Below are 7264 nucleotides of genomic sequence, written 5' to 3'. Positions count from 1 at the left end.
CATCATGATAGGCGGCGATCGCATAATTTCCTGCTTTTAAGTTTTCAAATTTAACTGTCAGCGGAGCGTTTTCTAGTTTGACGCAACGGGCAGCCACTGCGCGATCGCTACTGGTCGGAAATCCTCGCCCACTAGAAAACAGGCTCAGACAAACTTGCCCACGCTGGTTTTTCAAGCCGTTAATGGTGACGGTGAGACTACTGTTAGACACTGCTTTTGCACTGGATAAAGATGTCATAAATATGACATCTGTTAAAAGTAAAAAGCTCCAGAAACAACGTTGCATCGTCATGACTTAATGTTTTAAAACATATAAAAAACTTACGCAATGCTTTTGTTAAAGCCAGCCCAATCCACTCAACACAGATGCACCAACTGCTAGAAGAACATTGAGAACCAGCGACAGAGCGCCAGGTTTGTCTAATGATGGAAACATATTGAATTCTCTACATTCATTTGATTGCAATACGGTGACATTTGTTGCTCAAAAGTTGCTTGCATCTTGCGATATTCAATTATGGGGCGATCCTTTCAATCAATTTCTCGTCCCCTTGGGACGAGCGCGGTACTAGTACACCGGGCGCGTAAATAAACTACCCATTCCAAATCAATGAAACGCTTACGCTGTATACCTGTTTGAATTTTGAATTTTGAATTTTGACGAACGCTAGCGGTACTAGTCCCTTTCTACCTAAGGCTTGAGTCCATCTAACAAAACGGAAATCATCTCATCTACGATGATTTCCCCAGAAACTGCATCAGATCCAGTGATGACGAAGGGAATACTTTCCATCACCGACAAAAAAAACCCAGCGAGCGATTCGGGACGGGTATGGCGGATTTCACCTCGTTGTTGCGCTTTGATAAAGGTTTGTCGCAGAGGCTCAAAAATACATTGTTCGCTACAAATTGCCAGCTTTTTAATATTATCTTCACCCAAGGAAGGCATATCGTTGTGGAACAGACTCAAAAAATGGATGGGAGGCTGAGAAAGAAACCACCCACCTACAGCATGAAGTTGCGATCGCAACTCATCTCCTGCATCGTCAATCGCCTGCTGTAAACCTGTTCGATGGCGCTCAAACATTCGCTCAGTAACTGCCACAAAAAGTTGCTCCTTGCTGGGAAAATGATAGTACAACGATGCCTGACGAATTCCCACCTCACCAGCAATATCCCGCATGGTTACTGCATTGTAGCCTCGCGTGCGAAATAGCTGTTCTGCCTGAGCGAGAATGCGTGATCGTCCACTATGAGAGATTTCTTTTGGAGAGAAAGAATCGTCTGGCAATCTGGAACCTACCTAACGTTTAGTAGTCAACTATTAAAGATTATATTACACTGTCAAATAATGTTCTGTTTTTTTACCTAAATCTTCCAGTTTTCTTGTTCCATCAGCTAGACACTCGTCAGCTACTAAAGTTGAGGATGCAGCATTCTCAACGGAATATACTTTTGAGAATTTTGCCGATTGCTCAAAATCAATTCGTTGAGAAAGACTCCAAAATATGAGGCTGTGTTTATGTTGCAACAATTCTATTAAAATGCCCTGTTGTGATAGCCATTGTGTCACATCAGAAGAATCCAGAATACAGGAGTCAGGGATCAAAATAATCCTATAGATTCATCTAGGAACTTGTAACTCCAATTCAACCCCCAGAATTCAAATTCTTTCTGAGTTCTAAGTTCTGAGTTGGTGAATTCTTCTTCGGTTAGTACTTCATGGTGAGGAGTTAATTGAGTAACGCATGAGTCAAGTATTCAATTCCCCAGAATCATCTGCTATCTCCCGTCGCACATTACTAAAATTATTTGGTGTAGGTGCTACTACAGGAGTTTTGGGATACTCTCGTTTGACTAAGCCAAAACCAACAGTTTTTCAACAAGATACCCTGAGTTTGCCACTGTTATTGAATCAACCAAAAAGTGTTGTCGTCGTTGGAGGTGGGCTAGCTGGTTTAGCTTGTGCTTATGAACTGAGTCAGAGAGGATTTGCAGTCACATTATTGGAAAAATCTCCCCAACTTGGTGGCAAAATTGCCAGTTGGCAAATTGAAGTTAATGGTGACAGCTTCAAGATGGAGCATGGCTTTCATGGGTTTTTTCCTCAGTATTATAATCTGAATAATTTAGCTGCAGAACTAGGGATTTCGGAAAATTTCAAGTCATTAAAATCTTACTCTGTTGTTTATCGTGACACCAAGTATCAACCAGAGGTATTTCGTCCCAGTCGTTCGGCTTTCCCTTGGAACATTGTGGATTTAGCTATAGCCTCTCCCAATCGCTTTCAATGGGGTATCAATCTCACAAAATTGAAACATTTACAAGTTTTCCAAGCAATTGGTGGTTTTGAGAGAGAAAAGAATTATCGACGTTTTGATAATATTTCAGTCGCCAATTGGGTAGAGGAAGAATTTCCCAAGGGTTTATACGACTTGTATTTTCTGCCTTTTGCTAAATCTAGTTTGAATGCACCAGACATGATGAGTGTTGCTGAACTTTTACAGTTCTTCCACTTTTATTTTTTTGGTAATCCAGAAGGACTTGCTTTTAATGGTACCAAAGATGATATGGGAACAAGTTTGGTGCAACCCATCGCTCAAGCTATTCAAAGTAAGGGTGGCAAAATAATTACAGAAGCAATGGTGAGTGAAATTCAAGTTTTAAAAACCAAAGTAGACTCACTCAGCTATCAGATTGGTAATAATACAAACAATGTTCCTTTTGGGGTTAAGCGTAATAATACTATAGAAACACGCCAAGGGACATCTCTACAATATTTTGGTGCGGCTGATGAAGTCTTTGCCCTACCAGATAATAGTCAAGAAGCAATTTCTCTTACCTGCACTCACCAAGGTTGTACCGTGAAAATAGCAGAAGATGGTAAGTTTCATTGCCCTTGTCATGGAGCGGTGTTCGCGGCTGATGGTAAAGTGTTGAAAGGTCCAGCCCAACGTGATTTATCTAAATTTCAAGTTGTCCAACGTCAGGATGATGGTTTGCAGTTGATAGCAGCAAATCTCGATTCACCATCATCACAGACAATTCAAGCAGATTATTATGTCTTTGCTACCGATGTACCAGGTGTACAACAGCTGTTTCGGCAAATCAATGGTGATGTTGATGGAGTTGTGGGCGCTATGCGAACGCAAATCAAAAAACTAAACGTCGCCGATCCATTCGCTGTCTGTCGTTTTTGGTTTGATCGTGATTTTGAGTGGAACCACAGTTATTTTACTTCTTTGTCAGGCTATCAGCTCACAGACAGCATCACCCTCTATCACCGCATTCAGGAACAATTCATTGAGTGGGCAAAACGCACTGGTGGTAGTGTGGTAGAATTACACGCTTACTGTTACAAAGAAAAACAATTCCCCACCCAATTCGCATTATTAACAACTTTTGAGCAAGAACTCTACGAAATTGTCCCTGAGTTAAAGCAAGCAAATATGCTGCACAGGGAATTGGTGAATCAAAAGAACTTTTCTGGATATCCGCCAAATAGTTACGCCGAACGCCCAGAAACTAGTACCAATATCTCTAACTTGGTGTTTGCAGGCGACTGGGTAAAAATGCCATTTCCTTCCGGCTTGATGGAACGGGCGGTGAGTAGTGGCTTCCTAGCAGCCAATGAAATTTTACATCGGGAGGGTTTGCAGAGGCGAACACTTTTGTCAGTCAATCCAGAAGGATTATTGCAGATTTAAGCCTGGACGAAGAAAAAAGCCCAGGTTTGACGCTTGGGCTTCATCCTTAAGAAAGAAGACAAAATCTTTCTAATAGAAGTGGCACAGTTATAGAATTAGCTAGTTAAGTTAAATTAAAAATTATGAAAAGGAAAAAAGATGAATAAAACGTTGATGATAACTCTCATGTTTGCATTCTTACTATTATTTATCATTTCTCCCTTTGCTACTCTTGCAAGCCTGATGCTTCTGTTGTTATTCACAGCCTTTTTCTTTCTAGTATCGAACATCTTCCAAGCAATTATCGGTAGCAATGATACCAACTCTAATTCCTGAGGTTAACTAGAATTAAGTAGGGTGGGGATTGCAATCCCCAACGCCCTTCGGGTATGCGTAAAGCGCACGCCTTACGGCTAACGCCAGTCGCCTACGAAGGGAGACCCTCCCGCAGCGCTGGTCTCACCAGATGCCAAGTGAGGGAAAGCCCTTCGGGTATGCCTACGGCAGGCCTGACGGCTAACGCCAGATGCCTGGCTGTCGGGAAACAAGGACCGCAGCACTGGTCTCACCGTCATTCGCACTGGCTCCCCTACACAATATGTGTATTTCATAGCAAATTCGTTAGCATTTGAATTATCGCAATAGTCGTGCACATTTGTATTCAAAACCCCGACTTTTCTAAAAAGTCGGGGTTCTTGTTTTTTCAATCATTAAAACAGTTATCAGTTATCAGTTATCAGTCATCAGTCATCAATTGCTTGATAACTGTTCACTGCGGCTGGTACTGTTGACTGCGGCTGGTACTGTTAAATCACTCCGACGCAAGCGCAAATCAGATCACAAGAAAAGCTGTTCAAAAAGGTGACTCTAGTAAAGGTAAAAATTTCCTAATCAGCCCAATCGTGACAGCAGGAAGTTCCAATTGGGGAGTCAAACCCACGTCCTCCAAACGATAAAAGATACGAATTGCCTGAGGGTTCATTTCTGCAAGTCGGCGACCGACCTCAGGTCCTGTAAATTCTGACTTTTGCCCCCAAATTATGGCAGTAGGAACGGTCAATTGAGTGATATATTGAGATAAATCAAAAGATAAATCACCACGTACGAAAGCAAGAGCAGCATACTCTCCATTAAACTGTTGAGCCGATTGCAAATATGCTTCGACAATTTCAGGATAGACTCGTTCTGGACGAGCAAATTGACGTTCTTCCAAAAAGCTGCGAATGCCAAAACTGCTAGAAACCCCAGTCATGTAAAGCAATCGATCTACAACTGGAATATTTACAATTTGAGCAGATAAACTCTTGCTGTAATCTTGTCCAAATTCAGCCAAACCTGCTGGTGTGGTCAAAATTAAAGACTTGAATAAATCGGGGCGAAGAATCGCAGCGCGAATCGTGAAAGCAGCAGTGAGTGAAGAGGCGATCGCATTAATCGAACCATTGCAAGTCCTTTCTATGAACTCAATAATAGTTTGAATGTAGTCATTAACATTATAACTTCGAGCCGGATGGTCAGAGCGTCCCCACCCAATCAAATCCGGCGCGACGATTCGATAATCCGCAGCAAAAGCTGGATAAACTTTAGACCACTCGTAAGCAGAAGAACCACCACCAAACGCGTGTAGGAAAACTAATGTTTTCTGGCTTGATTGCTCAATTTCTGTGTCAGACCACGGTTTCCCAACAGCAGTATAGTACACCATCCTTCCTAGCGTGGTCATCACATATTTCTCACCAAACCCAGGGGGTAAAAACATAGAAATACCTCAGGTGCTGCATCATCCATTTCCATCGTGGATACAGCAGCTAGGAAACGACATCATTCTAAAGTTAAATTTAATATGCTGTCGTCTAAATTAAGTTTTTACTTCTATGTATTAAACTTTATCAAGCCAATGTTCATCTTTCCCAGGTGTGAGCAATAGCTTACTTCCAAAGATTAGTAGTCTACCCAGACAACATTGCCGGGTCAGAGAGTCGGTTAATGTGGAGAAACTAGCCTCAGTCCTATCACACCCATGACAATTAAGCCAATGCAAGTGAGGCGGCGCGCTTCAAAAGGTTCTTTAAATAAAATTATACTCAACAGAACCGTACCAACAGCTCCTATACCTGTCCAGACAGTGTAAGCAGTTCCAACTGATAGTGTACGCAGGGCTTTAGACAAAAAGGTGAAACTGAGTATCATCAGGGTAACAGTAGCAACACTAGAACCAAACTTAGTAAATCCTTGTGCATACTTCAAACTAATCGCCCACCCTACCTCAAATAAACCAGCAATAAAAAGATAGATCCACGCCATGTGCTCGTCCTTATAGGTTGCAATAACTTAGAACTGTGATTTGATTTTTTTAGTAGATGCAACCAAATACGAGGAGTTTCTATCTGAGTTATAACAGGGAACACTATCTCGCAACTAAGCCCGTGTGCGTGGTATCTAGTGTAACATAGTTGTTAGAGTTGTCTATAACGAAATCTGTCTCATAATTTCAGTTTCGGACTTACATTGAGCTGCTGGCAATCGCCAGTAAAAACCATTTTCCCGTTCCATAAGTTGATAACCGATGAGTTCCCGTCGTAATGTCGCATAGTCAGAGTGATGACGCACAATAATTTCGTTCACTTGACGTTCCGTGTAAGTCACTTCTTGCTCAAATTTTCTGACTAACCACTTGAGTATGACTAAGCGTTTTTTGCGAGAAGCAGGAATATTTATCAGGTGTATACCATCAAGATAATTTCTGAGTACTTTTTCTTCCCATGTTTCTAATTTGACATTGTTCATTTCTTGCATCCTAGACTCCAAAATATTAATATTAATAACTAAGCACAAAAAAACTCTGGCGTTGTGTTAGCCCTGGAACATTAAAAAATATGAAAAGAATACAGAAAACAGAAAGCAGAACTCAACAATAATATGTTAGAGAAAGTCAGTTAGTTATTGTGCTTCCTCCTTATAATTTTATATCGGGTTACATCGGGTTATATCAAAGGCTTGTGGCACTCAGAATTTTCAGTGAATCAAATAAATGTATTGTAAGCTACAGTTTTGTCAGGCACTTTCACACGTTCCCTCACTCCCTGTCTCAAACGTAGTCTAATAAGCTGAAAATTGCTGTAAGTGTCTATGTTTGAAAAGCGAGTATTGCCCTTTTATGCAACCAGTCCTAAGATTTGTTCAAATTTGAGCACAGTTTTGTCAAAAACTGCGTCTAGCGAAACAGTATCTCATGCTCCAGGTTAGGTAAAATCATCTATCATCTCAATGTTTCCAAGGCAAACTGGCTACGTCACCACTTGACTATGGTCATTTGGTGTCTATCCACGTCAAAAGGTTGTGTTACATTAACTACTGAAATGACCGACTTCTTAAATAACTGAAGTTGATACACTAACTTGAGCAATTGCCTTGACTTAACTTCACGTAGGTATGCAAATACTGCGCCGCAGGAATGCAAATGGATTGGATTAGCTTACTAAAGGCTCAACAAGCTGATTTCCTTCAACGAATCAAAAAACCTAAGACTTACGATCTCTTTTTGCTAGAAAGTCAAGTCAAAGGTTGTCATAGCGAAA

At 41.1% G+C, this 7264-nt stretch carries 7 protein-coding genes; 1 reads left to right on the top strand and 6 read right to left on the bottom strand.

The features are described from left to right. From DP116_RS17180 to DP116_RS17170, 3 genes are all read right to left on the bottom strand, one after another. Positions 1 to 238: DUF2141 domain-containing protein (locus tag DP116_RS17180; protein ID WP_169156336.1), on the bottom strand; the 238-nt coding region annotated here is incomplete at its 3' end. A gap of 453 nt (positions 239 to 691) precedes the next feature. After that, complete coding sequence (locus DP116_RS17175; RefSeq protein ID WP_169156335.1) at positions 692 to 1291, bottom strand: TetR/AcrR family transcriptional regulator; 600 nt, start codon at positions 1289 to 1291, stop codon at positions 692 to 694. A 45-nt stretch (positions 1292 to 1336) separates the two neighbouring features. Then, on the bottom strand, positions 1337 to 1609 hold the full coding sequence (locus DP116_RS17170) for a hypothetical protein (protein WP_211173330.1): 273 nt from the start codon (positions 1607 to 1609) through the stop codon (positions 1337 to 1339). 139 nt (positions 1610 to 1748) lie between these two features. Here DP116_RS17170 and DP116_RS17165 point away from each other — a divergent pair, with 139 nt between their 5' ends. Continuing rightward, positions 1749 to 3707 carry an FAD-dependent oxidoreductase gene (locus tag DP116_RS17165; protein WP_169156333.1) on the top strand — a complete coding sequence of 653 codons (1959 nt, stop codon included), beginning with the start codon at positions 1749 to 1751 and terminating at the stop codon, positions 3705 to 3707. Between the two features lie 832 nt (positions 3708 to 4539). Here the strand turns inward: DP116_RS17165 and DP116_RS17160 are convergent. The 3 genes from DP116_RS17160 to DP116_RS17150 all read right to left on the bottom strand — a co-directional run bounded on the left by DP116_RS17160 (position 4540) and on the right by DP116_RS17150 (position 6473). Continuing rightward, entirely contained in the window at positions 4540 to 5445 is a 906-nt protein-coding gene (locus DP116_RS17160; protein ID WP_169156332.1) for an alpha/beta fold hydrolase, read from the bottom strand. A gap of 224 nt (positions 5446 to 5669) precedes the next feature. Further along, positions 5670 to 5990 carry a DMT family transporter gene (locus tag DP116_RS17155; protein ID WP_169156331.1) on the bottom strand — a complete coding sequence of 107 codons (321 nt, stop codon included), beginning with the start codon at positions 5988 to 5990 and terminating at the stop codon, positions 5670 to 5672. Positions 5991 to 6152: 162 nt separating this feature from the next. Further along, positions 6153 to 6473, bottom strand: a complete 321-nt coding sequence (locus DP116_RS17150) for a DUF2087 domain-containing protein (protein ID WP_169156330.1) — start codon at positions 6471 to 6473, stop codon at positions 6153 to 6155. Positions 6474 to 7264: the final 791 nt, after the last annotated feature.

It is taken from the genome of Brasilonema bromeliae SPC951 (genome assembly GCF_012912135.1).
GTDB classification, from domain to species: Bacteria; Cyanobacteriota; Cyanobacteriia; order Cyanobacteriales; family Nostocaceae; genus Brasilonema; species Brasilonema bromeliae.
Note: the sequence above shows the minus strand (reverse complement) of the source record. Positions and strands in the feature narration are given on the sequence as shown.